Raw genomic sequence first — 17,035 nt, forward strand, 5'->3', positions numbered from 1 at the left:
TTATTTCGGTAACTGGCTGTTTTATTTTGCCTTTATAAAAATATCAATTCACAGTTTTTTCACTAAATCATCATTACAAAAAAACGCTTATAGAAATCCATCGGCTATTTAATACCCAACGACTTCCTAACTGCGTATGTTAAAAAAATTTCATTACAATATGAGTATGTTTTTTAGATGATATGTGCAAGGCTTTGCCCGATTGAAGTTACACCAACAATAATTAATAAAACATAAACCAGTCTTTTAAAATTGCCTTCATTCACGAAATTTCGCAAATAATTCCCAATAAAATGGCCGATTACTAATGGTATTAATAATATTACTATCGTTTTTATTAAATCATACGTTAACCTCTGCTGTGAAATCCCTATCGCCAAAACCAACGCTAAACAATAGTTGATAATAAAAAAATTCACAATTGTAGCTCGGAATATATCTTTAGGTAATAAATGAATTAATACCGCTATGACTGGTGGGCCAGGTATACCTGCTGCACCGGTTAGTATTCCCGACAAAACTCCAGCGAAGTAAAATGTAAATGGTAATTTCATTTTTTCAATTGGCAACGCTTCTAGGTCAACGGATGCTTGTTCCAAAGTAAAAGCATTTTGAGTATCTTCTTTTTTTCGTCTTGCTGACATCAATTGAAAAAAAACATAACTTAACACTGTAACCCCTACAATCCCTTTCAAATAAATAGCATTTATTTCACCACCAATTAGTATTCCTAACAGCAATCCAGGTAAACCGCTTGCGAGCAGTCGCCAAATTAAATCCCAACGAGCTAAATTTTTTGTTTTTCTAGCTCCCAGTAGAAGAGCAAATAACGATAATACCATGGTCATTAAAACGGCTACATAACTTGGATAGATATAAAGTAATAACGGAATTGCAACAAGTGCGAAGCCAAAGCCAGTTAATGCTTGAACCCCAGTTGCACTAATTACAATAATGCTACTCAAAACGATATGGAAAACTCTTAAACCAAACACAAAGCCCCTCCCTCATTAATAAATTCCCGTTTCTAAATTAAAAGATATTTGAATGTAATAAATCCAGCTGTACTTTGTTAATGTTCTACACCTTATTTTGACTTTTAGCGTAGTGTTAAAGAATACTATAAGTCAGAAGTTTTCTGAATCATCAATTTAAATCGTCCGTAAAGATAAATAAAAAAATCGCTATCGTATAAGCAATACTTTAGCGATTTATTGAACAATATAGAGTTACTATTTTTTACCAATCCCTATTTCGAATCGCTTCCTCAATATCAATATCGATCTGATATGCCTTCAGCATTAAGAAGACCGTATCTGCTATTGACTCTCTCGCTACCGTTTCGATTTCACTACCATGCTCATCAAACACTTCTGCTAAATTATTAATTTCATCTGTCATCTCATCTAATTTTAGTTGCACGGTTTCATTTGTATAGGTTTCCGTTTCCAGAAAGTGTGCGACTCCTTCAATTGTTGCTTTGACCTTGTCTACTAAAAAATCTGGGAAGTATGAATCTCTATACATATCCACTAAATAACTAATATCTTTTGTCAACGCAATCCCTCCAATATATTGTATCTATTATTATAATAACACAAGAATATTGCGAATTTACTGCAAATCCATTTTTATTACATCTTCACTTCCCCTCCAGCAAGTCACCCCCCTTTTACTGCAAGTCACCCGTTAATCAATGCAAGTTACCGGAAATTGGCAGACTCCCCCGGGAAATCAGCATATACTTTGGTTACAAAGAACATTGGTTGGAGGGAATAAAATGAATGTAATTGAAGTGAACAATTTAAAAAAGTCTTACGGGTCGAAAAATGTGCTGAAAGGGATAGACTTCCAAGCTGGCGAAGGGGAAGTGATTGGCGTTATTGGGAAGAACGGCGCTGGAAAATCGACCTTTTTAGAAATTTTAATGACAATCAAGCAATATGATGCAGGACATGTTGTCGTGATGGAAGAGGATATTAAATCTCTTTCTCTTAACAAGCTTGAACAAGTACGAAAAAATATTTCCGTCGTTTTGCAGCCTACGCAGTTTTATGCAAATTTAAAAGTAGAAGAGTTGCTGAAATTATTCAAAGCTTATTACGAATCGCCAGTCGAAGTAAAAAAGATAATGGCTGATTTCAAATTAGAGCCGCATCGCAAAAAGTATTTTGACAAGCTTTCTGGTGGATGGAAGCAAATCGTAAGCTTAGCGATTGCCTTTTTATCAGAACCTAAACTGCTCATTTTAGATGAACCGACTACCGGACTCGATCCACATATGCGAAACATCCTTTGGTCATACATTACAAATTACAATAAACAAACGGGTGGTACTGTTATTTTAACGACACATAATATGGATGAAATCGAATTATATTGCGATAAAGTTTTGCTTATCAATAACGGGGTGAATGAAGTTTTTGATACAACTGAGGGAATTTTAAAAGAAGGTTATAAATCTATACACGAATTTTACCTTTCTAAAGTAACTATTTAAGGGGGATTATGATGTTAATCACACAATTAAAATATGATTTACTAATGTTTTCCAGGGAATTATTTTATTTAGTTTTCACTATCTTTGTACCACCTGTTACGTATATTTTTATGGGACAATTATTTGGAGATGCTACGTACGCTGGTAACTTAAGCTATGCTCAAACATATACCCCTTCATTTATTTTACTTATCACATTTACCGTTATCTTTTTCGCTTTTGGATTTGATCAAGTGACACATAGAACAACAGGGGTTGAAAAGAGAATCCGCCTTTCCCCTGTATCAAAAAATACACTTTTACTTTCCAGCATCATTCGTTCAATCATCATCACAAGTATTGGCTTCATCTTGATTTTTGTCATTGGTATGGCCATGTACAATGTGACATTTAATGCCGTTGAACTTTTCACATCATATGGATTCTTCATTGTACTAAATGCACTTTTACTTGTTATTTCATCTGCTGTTTACTCATTTTTCAACAACATGAAAAGTGCGCTCGTTTTCTCTATCGTCATTTTGCAAGTAGTTATTTTAACAGGTGGCTTTGCAATGCCAATCAATTTGATGCCAGAATTTATTCAAACGATTGCGAGCTTTAATCCACTGTACCATATGAATAATTTATTTATTGCAGTTTGGAACGGACAGCTTGCATTGAATGAAAGCACAATCCTTTCATTTGCATACATTTTAACGCTTGCTATTGTCTCGTTATTCATACTTGGATTTATGAATAAAAGAAAAATTTAACAAAATTGGAGACTTAACTCTAAGAAACAGATACAATATTCTCGAAAGAGGTGTTGTACATTGAAAGTCTCATTGAATATTGACAGTGACTTTAAAGAAGCCAAAATCACGATTGAAACGCCTGAATTAGACAATTCTGTTCAAGAAATTTTAGATTTTATTAAAGGGCGGGAAACCGAATTTTTGATTGGTAAAGATGGAGAAATGCAGCATATTTTAAAGCCCGATGACATTCACTATTTCCATACAGAAAATGAAAGTGTTGTAGCTGTTACAGCAACAGGCACCTACAAATTGAAAGAGAAACTATATGAATTAGAGGAAATTCTCCCTGCCAATAAATTTATTCGATTATCAAAATCAGTTATTGTTAATTTGCATGAACTGAGCCGTTTTGAAGCATCGTTTAACGGGACACTCTGTGTATATTTTAAATCCGGGGCAAAAGAATATGTCTCTCGAACATACGTCAATACAGTGAAAGAAGCTTTAAAAATGAATAGGAGATAAAGCGTATGAAAAACTTTTTATTTAGAAGTATGATTGGAATTTTCTTCGGCGCATTTCTCACCGTTATTTTGACAAATTCAATCGTACTTTTCAGTGATAAAAGTATGTTAGAAGGTGAACTTTACACGAAAAATTCGATTGGTTTTATGTTATGTGGTTGGCTATTCTCTGTTAGCTCACTCTATTTCGAAAATCAAAATTTGCGACTAATTCAACAGACCGTATTTCACTTTGTAACTGTCATTATTTTGTATTTCATATTAGCATTTGGCATCGGTTGGATTCCATTTAACTTCACTAGCGTCTTACTTGCGATTGCTATCTTTGTTTTAATATACTCGGTCAGCTGGACAGTCTGTTATTTATACTTTAAACATCAAATGAAAAAATTAAATGAAGAACTGAATTTACTTTGACTTTTGCTGAAATAAGTTTAAAAAATCCTGTATTGGGGTTTATATTTACAACCAACATACAGGATTTCTCCTCACTCATTCAAATTAATCGTCCAAGGAATAAAAAAAGCTGTGCCCTTCTTTACTAATGCCTCCCACTTCTATTGCAAAAGTCGCAACCGCATCCGTGGAAACACTCGAGCTGTTTATCGATCAAGCGATGCCTTACGGTGTATCTTCTACTAAAATTGTATTGTCAGGACAGAAGAATACAATATTTTAAATCTACAAAATATAAAAAAGATGACTTCAGTGACTGAAATCATCTTTTTTTATAAATATGTGAATGTTCTTAGAGTCAGAAAAAAGCAATTAATTCATTTATGTGGAAACTAATACTAAAGAACAAAATATTCTAAATTAGGATGCTTCCCCATCTTCTACCTGGTCCTCTTTTTTCGTATTCACTTTCTTCCAAATAAAATAACAGATTGAGATGAATAGTAGCCACGGGAATCCGAGTGTTAATGTGGCTTTAAAATCAGGTGAAAACCACGTTGATAAAACAACAGAAGCTAGAAGAACAGCCCCTAATATCGTTAAATAAGGGAATCCCATCATTCTTACTGGTAATTGGCGTCCATTCGTTGCGTTCCATTTCCGTCTGAAAAATAAGTGTGTCACAAAAATCATAAACCAAGCAAACATTGCGCCAAAGCTAGAAAGTGAAATCATTAGGGTAAAAGCCGAATCTGGTTTTACCACAGTGAAAATTGTTGCAAAGACAATCCCAATAACGGAAACGAGTAATGCAATGGAAGGAACGGATTTCTTGTTTAGTTTTCCAAGTACTTTAGGCGCAAAGCCACCACGAGATAATGAAAACATCATACGTGTTGAAATGTATAATTGACTATTCATAGCAGAAAGTGCCGCTACAAGGACAACGAAATTCATAATTGCTGCTGCACCTGGAATATTTACAATTTCCATAACTTTTACAAATGGGCTTTTATCAACCCCTGCAGCACCCCAAGGAACAATCATTAGCATAAGTGATAGTGTTAACAGGTAGAATAGCACAAGACGGACCACTGCTGAACGAAGTGCAATCGGAACGGCTTTTTCTGGATCCTTTGCTTCTCCAGCACTGACTGCAATCATTTCGATACTTAAGTAACTAAATAACGAAATAAATACTGCAATCCACATTCCCCAAAGTCCATTCGGGAAGAATCCTCCATTATTCGTATAATTTTGGATACCGATTGTTGATGAACTATCCGCACCAACTATTACATAAACGGCTAAGATGATAAATCCAACAATCGCTGCAATTTTTACTACCGAAAACCAATATTCAACAACACCAAACATCTTAACAGAAGTCAAATTGACATACATAAGAATGGCTGCAAATAATACAATCCACACAATTGCCGGAACTGTTGGAAACCAATACTTCATATAAACCGCAACAGCCGTTACCTCTGTTCCAATGGCACAAACTAAACCAAACCAATAAGAATAGCGAACGGTAAAACCTGCCCATGGGTTAATATAGCGTTCTGCATACGCCCCAAACGAACCTGTCACGGGATGGGCCACCGTCATTTCTGCCAGACAACCCATTAACAGTAGCGCAATCAATGCACCGATGGCATAGCTGACTATGACACTCGGACCTGCCAAACCAATTGCCAAACCACTCCCTAAAAATAACCCTGTTCCGATTGCTCCACCAATGGCAATCATCGTCAGTTGACCAGTCGTCAAACTACGATTTAACCCTTTCTCCCTTTCGAAAATATCCTGAAAACCATTGTCATTTTTCATAACTAACTACTCCCCCAGTTCTCAATTAGTTTACGAGACAACATTTCGTTTCTTATCAAATTTCTCATATTGCTTTTCTGTTACTATTTTCTTGATTGTTTGGATCGTTTGCCATACTTCTTCGTAGGAAGTGTAAAATGCGATAGGAGCTACTATTAGTTAAAAGTGCCCGGTACGAGATTATCCATGGACCCGACACCCTATGAGGAGGTATTACTCATATGAAAGTTGACGAGAAAACAATTGACGGTAGAAGTTTACGTTCTATATTGACACGCCAGAAATTACTTTATGCAGCTCGTGAATTATTCTATGAAGTTGGATTTGAAAAAACAACAATCTCACAAATTATTAAAAGAGCAAAAACAGGTTACGGTACTGCCTATGTACACTTCAAGGGCAAAGATGATATTTTAATTATGTTAATGGAAAATGTTTTGCAAGAGTTTTTAGAAATAGCTGATACTCCTTTTTTACCAAAATCAAAAGAGGAAGCTAAGCAGCTGATTTTAAAACAGGTTACCGCTTTCCTAAATATGGCGAAAACGAATGAAAAAATATTAAAAGCTGAATTAGTGGCTAGATCATGGTTCTTTACAAATGAAAATTATCAATGGGACATCATTCAAAATGTAGAAACATCTCCACTAGAGGAAATTGCTCTTCCATTTATCACCGTTGAAATGGAGTTTCATAGAATATTCGTTTAATTGTGCATTTACCTGGAAGTATTATTAAAACCCCTGCATGAAATAATACTCATGCAAGGGTTATTTTTTACGTCTTGTTCACGGTATCCATAATCATTTCAAAGCCAAAATACAACGACAGCATGCATAGCCCTGCAAAAATGAATTTCTCCACTTTGCCACCTGTTTTAATTGTGAGGGGGAATCGTATTTTAATTTTAATTGGGAAAAATAACTTAATTCCCTGCCTTGTCCCCATATCGAGGATCAAATGGCTGACCATTCCTAATAGCAGACCGATTGTAATTGGCTTGTATGGTACAAAAGCATTCATGAGCATCGCTACACAAAATAAAAAGAGCAAGCTATGTGTGAACGACCGATGCCCAAACAGCTTATTGACGATTTTTGAACTGATGGGAAATGTCCGCCCAATTTTACTCCCGCCGTGGCAAATATCCGGCAACAATGCACCGATAATGCCTGCTCCTACCAATAAAAGTGGATTTTCATTTGAAATTTGTGCAAAAGCAAGACTTGCTGTGATGCCTCCTACGATGTGTGTGTTCCCTAGCATAAGTCCATAATTCTCCTTGCCTGTTGATAAATTCTACACTCTAAATTTAACACACTTCCGACAAAAAGAGAACATACATTCCGAATGTACGTTCATGTTCTGTTAGATTTATTTATACAAGGCCCCTTCCTCGCTCACTTTTTAAGACGATAACCAAAAAATACAACATACCTGTATAAATGTATTCCCTTCGTTTTATGGGAAATTGACACTTAATAAAAGTAATGTTGTATATATTAATGTATGAAACTTGGAAAATGTATGTTGCGAAAATTATTGTTATGCATGCGCTCTCTATACTATGAATAAGTTTCATACATAATTCTTCATAAAAGGCCCTTTATCTCCTTTATTTGCTCGATGTGTCGCTTCTCATGCAAATAGATTTGTTCAATCCATTGATCTAGTGGTAATTCCCCAAGAGAAGGGTGCTTCACTGATTTTTTCGCCAATATGGATTTATCATCTACTGAGCTAAGTAACGTCATTAATTTTTTTCGCGAATCATTTAGCAACGTGAATATTTGCTGCATTTCAAATGATTTCACATCAGGCTCAACGATTTTTGGGGCTATCAACTTCTTCGTTCTATCCAATATGAGTAGCTCTACATTTATACGCTCTGTTTGCGTAGGTTCACCCGCTTTTAATCCCCAGGTAATCGCTTTTATCGTCGCTTCTTCTACCAAAACTAGGTGATGGCAAACTTGGGCGATACTCCAGCTCTCCCGATCAGGTTGCCAATTAAATTGAGCATCACTTAATAAAGTAATCTCGTTTATTAGATGATTTCTCGTTTCAGTCAGTGTGTCATTTCCTAATTTACTCATGATAATTCCCCCATCCCATCTTTAAAAAGAGTACTCAAAGATTACTCTACTCAATATATTCTTTACAATGAAAATTATTCTATTGAGCTTTTTTTCAACTTAGTAGATTATTGATTTTCTCTATACTAAGCAAACTTTGACGGAAGATTAATAATAACCTATTCTATTTAGTAAAGGTTTACTAGCATAATATAGAAGGAGTTTGACCATGAATCAATTTTCTCAAGCATTCACCTACATAAATGAAGTTTTTTATGAGCCCAATCACCTTACTGTAACTGATGTTCGGGAAGAAACGCAGAATTCAGAATATGGCGCTGGGGTATTTCAGTTGAATTGTACATCTGTTCGATTTAGAGTGGCCAAAATAACGCCTACCAAAATTGGGCAATTTGTTGCCTTTTGGGAGAAAGATGGGACGAATAAAAACCAAGCCTTTTCAGCAGAAAACGCTCCGGATTTATTAGTAATCAATACATTTTCCCATGATCAGCAATCTTTTGGGCAATTCGTTTTTCCTAAAGAAGTGCTTGTAAAACACAAAATTTTAAAGTCAGCTACTACTAAAGGGAAAATGGCCATAAGAGTTTACCCGAGTTGGGATACGCCTACTAGTAAACAAGCAACCGCGACTCAAAAATGGCAGCTGCCTTATTTTGTCGTGGTGGATCCCCAAAACAGCTTTAATGTACAAGAGCTGATTAGTCTTTACACGAATTAATAGTAATTGAAAGTACACTATGTGCCAAGCATGGGTAAATTACCCCGTATACTTATTTTGGGATTGTATTGTGTGCCAGCATGAACCATTCAAAGTAAGTGATAAGATTTATAATTCAGAAAGTTCTTTTTGGACTTTCTGACGGTAATCTTTATCCCCAAGTAATTTTGATTCAAAAGAATTCATATTATATCGGAGCATTTGTGCTTGCCAGAAGTTCAGATTATCTGTCAAAATAACGAATTCGATTTTATTCCCAATGTGATCCTCTGCATACATAGCGTCGTTCAATACAAATACGGTCGAGCCACCTTTAGCACCAAGGTGGGCAAAGCGCTCATGATTCCCTTTGTTATGTTGCATTGGCCACTCGAGTAAATCTCTCACGATGCCTGCTGCCGCACCCGGAAGTTCGTCATTCGAAATGATTGCTAGCAACTTACCGTAATTATTGGCGGATGCACCTATTAAGCGATCCGACCATACTCTTTGTAGTTTCAAAGATATATCAGAAGAAATTTCTTCAACCTTGATTGTTCCTTCCCTCATTTGTTCACTTATTGCTATCGCTGTAGAACGATACGTTTCCATTGGCATTTCTTCGAGCTTTTGGATTAACTGTTTTTCACTTATCGAAGTATTATCTAATTGTTTCGGAATTAATTGTGCACTGACAATCGGATAGACTTCCTCATGTTGTGTAAGACCTAGAGACTTTGCTTGCGCATTAATGTTAGCTATCCCAAGTAAATCAATGAGGTAATCAGTATTGGCGTTTGAGCTGTATGTGATCATTCCTATTGCAACATCATGTAACGTAACGACATTATTTTTAATTTTGTCTTCGCTTTCCATCCTTTTCAACCATGACTCATGTCCATTGCCATCCGTATTCTTATAATAAAAACGTTCTAAATCGTCTAGCGACACGGTGTTGTCTTTAGAAAGAATGCCTGCATCAATTTGCATTGCATATTCAACGGCAATGAGCATCTTCACTGTGCTTGCTAACGGTCTCACTACATCTGATTGATAAGTCATCAATTCCATTCCATTTTCCGCTACATAAAGGGAAGTTGTTTGTGGATTTTCCTTCAAATGGTTCAAAACATAATCAGGATTATCTCGAAAAACGGAAAAAGCTGCAATACCAATAATGACAAGTATCGAACTATAAATGAGCAAACGTTTCTTCGTGTATGTTTTTTTATTGAATAGGATCATAGCTACGAAACCAGCAATGAGCGCAAGTGGATAGTTGACATTAAAAACTAACACTGCAACGATGATCCCAAGTACAATGACTACCGTGATGATAGCCTTTCTAATTTCTCCTTTAGACCTGTTCTCCTTTTTAATGAACGGCAGGAGTGTAAGAAAAATAATTCCCAACATCCCTACCCACGCGTAAATATTCATACAGCAGCTCCTTCAGTTATTTATTTCACCCTATGAAGACAAACTGTTATTATCAATTACACCTCGGCTAACTTTTGTCCAGTTTTTTTCGAGCTCGCTCGAAAAGCTCCCCTTAAAAATCTGTGATATCCGCCGAGGCATTGAGCCAACACGATGTTGGTCACTCAGGCGGTGCTGCACGATGCGGTGTTCTTAGCTTGAATACCCTATTCAGCTAGATTATTAATCTCCACTGAATAAAATTGCATATTTGACATTCATCCCCACTTCTAGAAGGATGGGACACCTGCTGAAACAAGTTAATATCTCCTTTTTAAAACGCTTAAGATGATGGCTTGAAGAATCATTAATCCTGTGAGTAAATACCAAATGGCTAACTTGTATGCATCATAACTTAGCGTGCCAATATAACTGTCATATAACTCAATTAAAAACCATCCAAAAGGCATTAAAGGAAATACGATACCGTACGATTTACTTGAAATGCTTTTTCCGCGCTCATCTTTATTCTCCTCACCCCATTCAAATTTTAATGAAATAAACACGGCAATAAAAAATATTAATACATAAATAAGAGACAAACTCGTTGTAATAATCGCCATACTTACTTTTCCTCCTCTACTTCATATTGAAAAACTTCGTGTAAATCCACTCCAAACATGAGCGAGATTTCAAATGCTAATTTTAACGACGGATTGTATCTGTTTTTTTCAAGAGAAATAATTGTTTGTCTACTCACCCCCAATTTATCAGCCATCTCTTTTTGGGATAAGCCCCTTTCAGCCCTTAACACAACAATTCTATTTTGAATTTTTCTCTCGCCATTTATTAGCATGCTCGATTCCTCCTGACAAATTAAATGTAATATATTTTTTACCTTATGTAAAGAATATATTACCTAATAATTTGAAAATTCTAATTTTCCGACTTCGTCAATCAAAGTTCACAAACCCTGTCCAATAAATAACCAGAAAAAAGCCTCATGCGAAATTTCTCACATGAGACAACCTTTCATCAAACACTACTCTGTGAATACCAACGAATTATAGTCAATCTTCACTATAATTCAGTCACCTGAGGCATTAGGAAATCCTAATTTAAAAACAGACTTTTAGACTTCCAATATTCTTTTCGCTATAATAGAATATTATTACTTATACAGAGGTGTTTTATGAGTGTTTATAATTATTTAGCGAAAAAGGCAAACGGTGACATTTTATCTATGCAGACGTATCGTGGAAAAGTTATGTTAATCACGAACACAGCGAGCCAATGTCAATTTACATACCAATATGAAGATTTGCAAAAGCTTTATGCAAAATACGCAGCACATGATTTTGAGATATTGTCCTTCCCTTGCGATCAGTTTGGCAATCAAAATCCCGAAAGCGGTGCACAATCCGCAGCACAATGCATGGGTCAATTCGGAGTAACTTACCCGATTTTTGACAAAGTGCAAGTGAATGGTGAAATGACGCATCCATTATTTAATTACTTAAAGCATGAAGTGGACGCACAACCAATGTCAAAAGACACGATGCAGCAAAAATTGCTGTACCACCGAATTGAAGAACAGTACCCTGATTATTTACTAGGACATAATATTCGTTGGAATTTCACAAAGTTTTTAGTAGATCAACATGGCAAAGTGATTGCTCGATTTGAGCCAGATGCATCCATGCTTGATATTGAAAATGCGATTCAACAATTATTCGCTTGATTTGCAAAAAAGGAGCTGCCCATATACGGAGTAGCTCACTTTTTCAATGTCATCATTTACACCGTAGGGTAATTCATAGTAAAGATCCAATAAAAAATAGCTTTACAATGGTCGTTTTTTCTCTAACTATTTAGGTGTAAATTCTAATTCTTTCGGTGGCTCGCCTTTCTTATTCATCAATCGCATGCGAATCGGTTCAATTTTCAGCGTTAACATTTCGTCTTTAGTGCCGATAAAAATGCCTGAAAATAATTCTGCGAGCTTGTTTTTTATGCTCTCATCTTCAAACTCTGTCACTTTTCCTTCAATTTCTACATATGCATCACCAAATCCGTTATTTTCATAGCCATATAAAATATGTGTATACGGATTTTTTTGCAGCTCTTCTACTTTTTCAGAATGTTTACTTGTGACCGTATATAATACGAAGTCTTCATGCTGAAATGTCATATAGCGAGAATAAGGTTTACCATTCCTTACAGTAGCCATCGTCCCTATTTTTTCACGATTTAATACCTCTAGTATTTCATCACGTACAGAAGCCATTTCATCCCATCCTTTCATGTTTCAATATTAACTTGCCCTTCCTTTCCTATATTAAACGGTTTTGTTTGAAAAATAAGAAATGAATGTAAGGATAGTGAAGCGAGCATTTTTATAATGAAAAAGATGAAAAATGGCGTAAAATGGCGCATTTCTATGATTCAAAAAGGATGGGAATGCACATATGATTGTTTGCGCATTAGGTGCAGAAGGCGTTCGATACTAAATAAAAGGCACTACACATCCATCGGTTCATCATCACTGTGAGAGCCGTCGACATGTAGTGCCTTTTACAATGGATTTAATTTACAGTCTAAATTGTTGCACCATTTCTTGTAGCTCCGAAGATAACTGACCTAGTGCATAGGCAGATTTCGTAATTTCATCCATCGTTGCATTTTGCTCTTCTGCAGCAGCCGCAACCGTTTGTGCCTGATCAGACGAACGCTCAGATAAAGTAGAGACCTCGTTTAATTGTCCTTTTATACTTATTGTATTCGCACTTAGCTGTTCAATAATAGCCGAAATATTTTCTGTTTGTGTGGATACATTGCCAATCATCGAAGAAATACCTTGGAAATTATCTTCTGATTTTTTCACAAGTACAATCCCTTCATTGACATTATTCGTCGATTTCTCCATCGCATTGACCGCTTCCATGACTTCTTTTTGAACCGATACAATGACCTCACGAATTTGATTGGCCGCAATTGAAGAATCTTCAGCTAATTTTCGAACCTCATCTGCTACTACCGCAAATCCTTTTCCGTATTCCCCAGCCCTTGCTGCCTCAATCGCTGCGTTTAATGCCAGTAAGTTTGTTTGATCTGCAATTGTTGTAATAAGACCTACAATTTGACTAATTTCTGTTGATTTCTCTCCTAATGATTGGATAATCTTCGATGTTGCATCAGAAGTGTTTTGGATAGTCTTCATTTGTTCCATTGCTTGATCCATCATAGATGCCCCAACAGATGTATATTCTTTTGTAGAAACTGCTAAATCAAATACTGACTGAACAGACGAAGTAGCATGATCCATCCCTGTCACCATTTCTGAAATCGCATCGTTGCTCGTTCTTGCGCCCAGTACTTGTTGATCTGCCCCTTCCGAAACATTTACCATAGCAGCAGTAATTTGATCGGTTGCTTTACTTGTTTCTTCCGCACTCGCAGATAGCTCTTCAGAAGTTGCAGCAACCGTTTGTATATGGGTTTGTAATCCACCAATCAAGCCCTTCAGATTGGCTAGCATACTATTAAAATCCGTCCCTAATTGACCGATTTCATCTTGATTTTTGATTGTTACTTGTTCAATCGTTAAATTACCATCCGCTAATTGCTTTACTTGATTTGAAAGCAATTCAACTGGTTTTTTAATTACGCGAATAAAGAAAATAACAATGCTAATTATTAATAATAAGGCTAAAACACTTCCTACAACTAATATAATAACTGTAGTCTTAAATTCAGACATTCCTTCTTTGTGAATGTTTTCTGATTGTTTATCTAGTAAAGTGAGTAAGCCATTGATATTTTCTTGTACTGTTTCATAAAAAGTCATGGCTTCATAAGTTTTCTGTGTAGCTTGTTTTATTTGACCAGTATTGTTTAAACGAATGACCTCATTACTTAGCTCAACTACATTCATCCAGTTCGATTTAAACGTTTCATAATTGGCTTTTCCCTGTTCTGATACCACATAAACCTCATATGATTGCAAAGATTCGTCAACTTGCTTTTTTATCGCCTCGTACTCTTTAGTATATTTTTCTTTACTGGATTGATTTTTAGATAATAGATGCTGCTGAGTAATAATGTACATGCGGTCCGTTTCAGCATTTATTTTATTGAGTAAGTTTATTTCTGGTATAACATCACTATTTAATGTTTTTGTATTTGAATTCAACGTAATGGCACTTCTAATTGATAGTACACTCATCAAAATTATTACTAGCATAATAATCGAAAACGATACCCCTAATTTTCTACCTATTGTCCACTTCATGACCTGTTCCTCCTAAGTATATTGAAAAGTAATAAAATTTTTTTATTATTACTTTTGATACATCGACAAAAAATGTTGAATGTTTACCATTTAAAAAGAACTATTTAACAACCAAATTTTTCATAAAGGGCTTCTGAATAACTGAATTGTTTATTGCTTTATTTAAACTGATATGTACATCCAGTTTTGCCCCCACTCATCAATACACCACAAATCATAATAATTCATAAGATAGGATATTAGCTTGAATAGGAGGAATTCCATTGTATTATAATTATCATCCTTATTATGTAAATGCACAACATTATCCAATGTGGATGGCGGTAAACCAACCTTCTCCCTCGCCATTACCTCAGCATACAGCTATGCCGACAACGAATAGCCCATATCCACCTGTCGATACACATAAGCTGAAAACTTCAGTTAAAAGCATGCAATCAATTATGCAACAGGCTCAATTGCTTACTACTAAAATTGCTGCTTCCGAACAATTTTCACATGACCTTATGAATGCTGCCCAACTTTCAAATAAAAAAGAAGTAGATCGTTTAATCACCTCGATCGGCGTTACAATTCAATTCGAAACAAAATTCACACCCAGCGGCATTGAAGTTCGTTTCTTTGAAATTGCATGCTGTGGATTGACTGTCAATTTAGGATGGTAAGAGCTAATGACATCTTGATAAATTGCGATTCTGCTTTTCCTAGTGAACGAAAAAGATTCCCCTCATCCATGGATAGGAATGGACGAGGGAAATCTTTTCTTTTATACGTTTTGATAAGGTAGATTGTTTATTGGTGGACATTTACTTGTTTCTAACCAATTAATAATTTCTTTTATTTCTTCAAGCGAATAGCCTGTTAATAATGCTAACGCTTCTAAATCGAATCCATTTCTCAAACCATTTCGAATCGTTTCTATTTTCCCTTCCTCAACCCCTTCTTTTTTCCCTTCTTCTCTACCAATTTCAATGCCCTATGTAATACCTTCATTCTTCCCCAAGTGTATCGGCGATTTTTGCTTCTTCATCTAACATATATTTTATCGGTATTGGTAGGCAAATATCGTTTCAGGGGTTTGACTCATGTTTTCCCACACAGTGAACGCTTCTGATAGATTTTCATCCTACATCTCGAGTCCCTCCAACTCTTTATAAATTCCTTCATAACCCCTTTTCTTGCGGGCATCGACCATACCGAGCAACAATAGCCAGCCTGCTAAAATATCATTTAATGGTTCTAGTAAAGAATGTAAAATCACCAATATAAAAACGTCTAATCAAATGTTAATACATTGATTAGACGCCAAGTTATCTAGTTGAAATCTTCTTAATTATTTTTAAGTACACTTGCAATATGAAGTTTACCATTTGAACTGAGCTCATTATGTTCTGCAGTAATTTTACCTTCATATAATGATTCCCCTGTACGTAAATCACCGATATACAATAAATGCTCCCCTGCAACACGGTTCACTATATAAAGCTTCTCATCCATTAGCTGTACTAAAGGGGGTTCTTCCTTATTAACGGTAATTGTATAATCATAATGTAAAGGTTCCTCCCATTGTTGCGTTTCAATACTATAATGATTTAGTTCAATGCCATCTGCTGAATAAGTCGGCATGAATACTTGTGCGCCATAAAGGAAAGTCATTTTCGGTTTTATTTCTGCAGGAATAACGATTTCCTCTACTTCATTTTTCAACTTATTATACACATACAATTGATGAGAAAGATATTCGTTTGAAGGACCACCGTACTCCATCTTTTTATATTTCTTTATCTCATACAAATAATAGTTGTCATTTAGTGATTCATTGGAATTAGTATGCAAATAAAGATTTGTAACAATCCCTGCTTCCGACGCTACTTTTACAATTAGCTTATCCTCTTGCAATACTTTACTCTTTTCATCAACCGTAAATATGCGCAATTCTTCCCCGCTATTTACGAGAGAACCAGTTGCTACAATTTTTATTTTTCCATCTTGCATAAAGACATCTCTTACACCCATCCAATTATAGCTTTCTTGTGCCGGTGTTTGGATTTCAAATGATGAACGCTCATTTGTTTTTAGTTCGAGAACATCAACTTCTACCGTTAAAAGATCCCCAGGGCGTACTTGATCAAAATCTTGAATCGCCGCGTAAACTAAATAATCCTCATCTTTAAAATAGTTCTCTTCATAATATTGTTTTCCACGCATAAATTGGCGGTGTTCTTCTATATATTCTTTCACGATTTTAGGAAGCTCTTGACCGAACATATAGTCTATCTGAGACCTATTCACATTAATAGAATTCGAACCATCCTTTGAAATGTTTAACTGACGCTGATAAAAAGCTCGTTGATAATATGCTGCAAGACTAATATTATCAATTTCAGCCTCATTTCCGCTCGTAGTTTCAATTTTAAAAGTAAAATCTCCTTTTGCCGCTATTGCTACTTGGATATAGTAAAATCCAATTACCATTACGCTGACAAAACTGATCAGTAGCGTTTTCCAATATCGTTTCATTGTCATTCCTCCT

The 17,035-nt window shown here is 35.6% G+C and carries 21 protein-coding genes; 8 read left to right on the forward strand and 13 right to left on the reverse strand.

Annotation, left to right across the window (positions count from 1 at the left end):
* Nucleotides 1-173 precede the first annotated feature (173 nt).
* Entirely contained in the window at nucleotides 174-995 is an 822-nt protein-coding gene (locus CSE16_RS14040; RefSeq protein ID WP_099424481.1) for a sulfite exporter TauE/SafE family protein, read from the reverse strand.
* Nucleotides 996-1,239: 244 nt separating this feature from the next.
* Nucleotides 1,240-1,557, reverse strand: coding sequence for a DUF5713 family protein (locus tag CSE16_RS14045; protein ID WP_256376291.1), 318 nt, complete (start codon nucleotides 1,555-1,557; stop codon nucleotides 1,240-1,242).
* Nucleotides 1,558-1,780: 223 nt separating this feature from the next.
* Between CSE16_RS14045 and CSE16_RS14050 the strand changes: the two genes are divergently transcribed.
* Genes CSE16_RS14050 through CSE16_RS14065 form a run of 4 tightly spaced genes read left to right on the forward strand, consistent with a single transcriptional unit; the run spans nucleotide 1,781 to nucleotide 4,181 of the window.
* Nucleotides 1,781-2,500: an ABC transporter ATP-binding protein gene (locus tag CSE16_RS14050; protein ID WP_099424482.1), complete on the forward strand. Its 720-nt coding sequence runs from the start codon at nucleotides 1,781-1,783 to the stop codon at nucleotides 2,498-2,500.
* Nucleotides 2,501-2,511: 11 nt separating this feature from the next.
* On the forward strand, nucleotides 2,512-3,255 hold the full coding sequence (locus CSE16_RS14055; protein WP_099424483.1) for an ABC transporter permease: 744 nt from the start codon (nucleotides 2,512-2,514) through the stop codon (nucleotides 3,253-3,255).
* 60 nt (nucleotides 3,256-3,315) lie between these two features.
* Entirely contained in the window at nucleotides 3,316-3,765 is a 450-nt protein-coding gene (locus tag CSE16_RS14060) for a LytTR family DNA-binding domain-containing protein (RefSeq protein ID WP_099424484.1), read from the forward strand.
* Nucleotides 3,766-3,770: 5 nt separating this feature from the next.
* A complete protein-coding gene (locus CSE16_RS14065; RefSeq protein WP_099424485.1) occupies nucleotides 3,771-4,181 on the forward strand; it encodes a DUF3021 domain-containing protein in 411 nt (136 codons plus the stop codon).
* 399 nt (nucleotides 4,182-4,580) lie between these two features.
* Here the strand turns inward: CSE16_RS14065 and CSE16_RS14075 are convergent, their stop codons facing one another.
* Nucleotides 4,581-5,996, reverse strand: coding sequence for an amino acid permease (locus CSE16_RS14075; protein WP_099424486.1), 1,416 nt, complete (start codon nucleotides 5,994-5,996; stop codon nucleotides 4,581-4,583).
* A gap of 221 nt (nucleotides 5,997-6,217) precedes the next feature.
* On the opposite strand from CSE16_RS14075, the gene CSE16_RS14080 reads away from it, so the two are divergent.
* Complete coding sequence (locus tag CSE16_RS14080; RefSeq protein ID WP_099424487.1) at nucleotides 6,218-6,706, forward strand: TetR/AcrR family transcriptional regulator; 489 nt, start codon at nucleotides 6,218-6,220, stop codon at nucleotides 6,704-6,706.
* A gap of 67 nt (nucleotides 6,707-6,773) precedes the next feature.
* Here CSE16_RS14080 and CSE16_RS14085 read toward each other — a convergent pair whose 3' ends face one another.
* Complete coding sequence (locus tag CSE16_RS14085) at nucleotides 6,774-7,262, reverse strand: metal-dependent hydrolase (protein ID WP_099424488.1); 489 nt, start codon at nucleotides 7,260-7,262, stop codon at nucleotides 6,774-6,776.
* Nucleotides 7,263-7,588: 326 nt separating this feature from the next.
* On the reverse strand, nucleotides 7,589-8,092 hold the full coding sequence (locus CSE16_RS14090) for a DinB family protein (protein WP_099424489.1): 504 nt from the start codon (nucleotides 8,090-8,092) through the stop codon (nucleotides 7,589-7,591).
* Between the two features lie 208 nt (nucleotides 8,093-8,300).
* Here CSE16_RS14090 and CSE16_RS14095 point away from each other — a divergent pair, with 208 nt between their 5' ends.
* Nucleotides 8,301-8,813, forward strand: a complete 513-nt coding sequence (locus CSE16_RS14095) for a MepB family protein (RefSeq protein WP_099424490.1) — start codon at nucleotides 8,301-8,303, stop codon at nucleotides 8,811-8,813.
* 108 nt (nucleotides 8,814-8,921) lie between these two features.
* Here CSE16_RS14095 and CSE16_RS14100 read toward each other — a convergent pair whose 3' ends face one another.
* The 3 genes from CSE16_RS14100 to CSE16_RS14110 form a co-directional block, all read right to left on the reverse strand.
* Complete coding sequence (locus CSE16_RS14100; protein WP_099424491.1) at nucleotides 8,922-10,232, reverse strand: serine hydrolase; 1,311 nt, start codon at nucleotides 10,230-10,232, stop codon at nucleotides 8,922-8,924.
* Between the two features lie 299 nt (nucleotides 10,233-10,531).
* Nucleotides 10,532-10,834, reverse strand: coding sequence for a hypothetical protein (locus CSE16_RS14105; protein ID WP_099424492.1), 303 nt, complete (start codon nucleotides 10,832-10,834; stop codon nucleotides 10,532-10,534).
* Between the two features lie 2 nt (nucleotides 10,835-10,836).
* Nucleotides 10,837-11,061: a helix-turn-helix transcriptional regulator gene (locus CSE16_RS14110; RefSeq protein ID WP_157764896.1), complete on the reverse strand. Its 225-nt coding sequence runs from the start codon at nucleotides 11,059-11,061 to the stop codon at nucleotides 10,837-10,839.
* Between the two features lie 342 nt (nucleotides 11,062-11,403).
* Here CSE16_RS14110 and CSE16_RS14115 point away from each other — a divergent pair, with 342 nt between their 5' ends.
* Nucleotides 11,404-11,952: a glutathione peroxidase gene (locus CSE16_RS14115; RefSeq protein WP_099424494.1), complete on the forward strand. Its 549-nt coding sequence runs from the start codon at nucleotides 11,404-11,406 to the stop codon at nucleotides 11,950-11,952.
* 126 nt (nucleotides 11,953-12,078) lie between these two features.
* Here CSE16_RS14115 and CSE16_RS14120 read toward each other — a convergent pair whose 3' ends face one another.
* Nucleotides 12,079-12,498: a pyridoxamine 5'-phosphate oxidase family protein gene (locus tag CSE16_RS14120; RefSeq protein WP_099424495.1), complete on the reverse strand. Its 420-nt coding sequence runs from the start codon at nucleotides 12,496-12,498 to the stop codon at nucleotides 12,079-12,081.
* Nucleotides 12,499-12,801: 303 nt separating this feature from the next.
* Nucleotides 12,802-14,502: a methyl-accepting chemotaxis protein gene (locus CSE16_RS14125; protein ID WP_099424496.1), complete on the reverse strand. Its 1,701-nt coding sequence runs from the start codon at nucleotides 14,500-14,502 to the stop codon at nucleotides 12,802-12,804.
* Between the two features lie 263 nt (nucleotides 14,503-14,765).
* Here CSE16_RS14125 and CSE16_RS14130 point away from each other — a divergent pair, with 263 nt between their 5' ends.
* Nucleotides 14,766-15,167 (forward strand): YuzC family spore coat inner layer protein, encoded by a 402-nt coding sequence (locus tag CSE16_RS14130; protein WP_099424497.1) that lies wholly within the window; start codon nucleotides 14,766-14,768, stop codon nucleotides 15,165-15,167.
* 101 nt (nucleotides 15,168-15,268) lie between these two features.
* Here CSE16_RS14130 and CSE16_RS22070 read toward each other — a convergent pair whose 3' ends face one another.
* The 3 genes from CSE16_RS22070 to CSE16_RS14140 form a co-directional block, all read right to left on the reverse strand.
* Entirely contained in the window at nucleotides 15,269-15,403 is a 135-nt protein-coding gene (locus tag CSE16_RS22070) for a hypothetical protein (RefSeq protein ID WP_256376292.1), read from the reverse strand.
* Between the two features lie 225 nt (nucleotides 15,404-15,628).
* Nucleotides 15,629-15,766, reverse strand: a complete 138-nt coding sequence (locus CSE16_RS21440) for a hypothetical protein (protein WP_157764832.1) — start codon at nucleotides 15,764-15,766, stop codon at nucleotides 15,629-15,631.
* A gap of 65 nt (nucleotides 15,767-15,831) precedes the next feature.
* A complete protein-coding gene (locus CSE16_RS14140) occupies nucleotides 15,832-17,022 on the reverse strand; it encodes a hypothetical protein (RefSeq protein ID WP_099424499.1) in 1,191 nt (396 codons plus the stop codon).
* Nucleotides 17,023-17,035 lie beyond the last annotated feature (13 nt).

This window comes from Solibacillus sp. R5-41, assembly GCF_002736105.1.
Classification (GTDB): domain Bacteria; phylum Bacillota; class Bacilli; order Bacillales_A; family Planococcaceae; genus Solibacillus.

What these genes read in the sequence shown, in the direction of transcription:
- CSE16_RS14050 (WP_099424482.1), top strand. Translation starts at nt 1,781, where the DNA reads ATGAATGTAATTGAAGTGAACAATTTAAAAAAGTCTTACGGGTCGAAA.
- CSE16_RS14055 (WP_099424483.1), top strand. Translation starts at nt 2,512, where the DNA reads ATGTTAATCACACAATTAAAATATGATTTACTAATGTTTTCCAGGGAA.
- CSE16_RS14065 (WP_099424485.1), top strand. Translation starts at nt 3,771, where the DNA reads ATGAAAAACTTTTTATTTAGAAGTATGATTGGAATTTTCTTCGGCGCA.
- CSE16_RS14075 (WP_099424486.1), bottom strand. Translation starts at nt 5,996, where the DNA reads ATGAAAAATGACAATGGTTTTCAGGATATTTTCGAAAGGGAGAAAGGG.
- CSE16_RS14080 (WP_099424487.1), top strand. Translation starts at nt 6,218, where the DNA reads ATGAAAGTTGACGAGAAAACAATTGACGGTAGAAGTTTACGTTCTATA.
- CSE16_RS14085 (WP_099424488.1), bottom strand. Translation starts at nt 7,262, where the DNA reads ATGCTAGGGAACACACACATCGTAGGAGGCATCACAGCAAGTCTTGCT.
- CSE16_RS14090 (WP_099424489.1), bottom strand. Translation starts at nt 8,092, where the DNA reads ATGAGTAAATTAGGAAATGACACACTGACTGAAACGAGAAATCATCTA.
- CSE16_RS14095 (WP_099424490.1), top strand. Translation starts at nt 8,301, where the DNA reads ATGAATCAATTTTCTCAAGCATTCACCTACATAAATGAAGTTTTTTAT.
- CSE16_RS14100 (WP_099424491.1), bottom strand. Translation starts at nt 10,232, where the DNA reads ATGAATATTTACGCGTGGGTAGGGATGTTGGGAATTATTTTTCTTACA.
- CSE16_RS14105 (WP_099424492.1), bottom strand. Translation starts at nt 10,834, where the DNA reads ATGGCGATTATTACAACGAGTTTGTCTCTTATTTATGTATTAATATTT.
- CSE16_RS14115 (WP_099424494.1), top strand. Translation starts at nt 11,404, where the DNA reads ATGAGTGTTTATAATTATTTAGCGAAAAAGGCAAACGGTGACATTTTA.
- CSE16_RS14120 (WP_099424495.1), bottom strand. Translation starts at nt 12,498, where the DNA reads ATGGCTTCTGTACGTGATGAAATACTAGAGGTATTAAATCGTGAAAAA.
- CSE16_RS14125 (WP_099424496.1), bottom strand. Translation starts at nt 14,502, where the DNA reads ATGAAGTGGACAATAGGTAGAAAATTAGGGGTATCGTTTTCGATTATT.
- CSE16_RS14140 (WP_099424499.1), bottom strand. Translation starts at nt 17,022, where the DNA reads ATGAAACGATATTGGAAAACGCTACTGATCAGTTTTGTCAGCGTAATG.